Source organism: Peribacillus sp. P4_C12 (genome assembly GCF_056402095.1).
The window spans coordinates 1-1,019 of the sequence record NZ_JBFUIB010000928.1; the positions used below are offsets into that span (position 1 = coordinate 1).

Annotated in this window: 2 protein-coding genes; both read right to left on the reverse strand. The window is 42.6% G+C overall.

Translation table 11 applies throughout. The features are described from left to right. Nucleotides 1–297: 4-hydroxyphenylacetate 3-hydroxylase N-terminal domain-containing protein (locus AC1DUW_RS30320; RefSeq protein WP_477644372.1), on the reverse strand; the 297-nt coding region annotated here is incomplete at its 3' end. Nucleotides 298–323: 26 nt separating this feature from the next. Further along, nucleotides 324–1,019, reverse strand: a 696-nt coding sequence (locus AC1DUW_RS30325) for an aldehyde dehydrogenase family protein (RefSeq protein WP_477644373.1), incomplete at its 5' end; no start/stop codon positions are given.

The window sequence follows — 1,019 nt, forward strand, 5'->3', positions numbered from 1 at the left end:
GTTATTGTATTTAGCCCACTCCTGCATCATTTTGCGGCGCATGACCAGTTCTTCCTTTGTTTTTGGTTGGATAAAGGATGTACCAATCCGGTTACCTGTTGTCGGCGATACATATGTCATGTAATCCTTTTTCATTGGATCATGCTGCATATCATATAACTCAGCCTGAGTCTTCATAACTCCTTTAAAAGCTGGATGATCGGAAACTTTCCCTTTTACCTGTTCGCCGTTGATCCACACATTTGCCTGTGCCTGATCGACTCTCTCAATATATTGTTTCCCCGTTTTTGCTGGCATTCTTTTTCTCTCCTTTTCAGAAAGTTTTATTTTCCAAACTGTGGAATATGATGATCGCCAATAGCCACATGGATTACTTTCGGTTCTGTATAAAATTCGAAAATTGCGTAATGACCACCTTCTCTGCCTATGCCACTGTCTTTCGTTCCGCCAAATGGAATCCGAAGGTCGCGAACGTTTTGTGCATTGATCCAAAGCATCCCTGCCTCAACGGCCTTTGCAACACGATGGGCCCGCTTCAAATCACTTGTCCATACAAATCCGGCCAGCCCATAACGGACATCGTTTGCCATTTGAATCACTTCTTCATCCGTTTCAAATTCGATGACTGCCATAACCGGTCCGAAGATTTCCTCCTGGCATACCCTCATGTCATTTTTCGCGTTTAACAAGAGCGTCGGTGGAACAAAGTTGCCTGCTTTCAGTTCCTCTGGAACAACTCCCTGAACGATTTCGCATCCTTCTTGTTGCGCGATTTCAATATATTTCTTCACTTTGTTGAAGTGTTCTGTTTCAATTAAAGGCCCAAGTTCGGTCGATGAATCCATTGGGTCGCCTATTTTAATATTGGCCACGCGTTTTTTCAACTTCTCAATAAATTGATCTTTTATGTTTTTATGCAAAAAGACTCGAGAGTTAGATGTGCAGCGTTCTCCATTAAAAGAAAAGATTCCCCATATAGCTGCATCAAGTGCACGATCAAGGTCTGCGTCATCAAATAC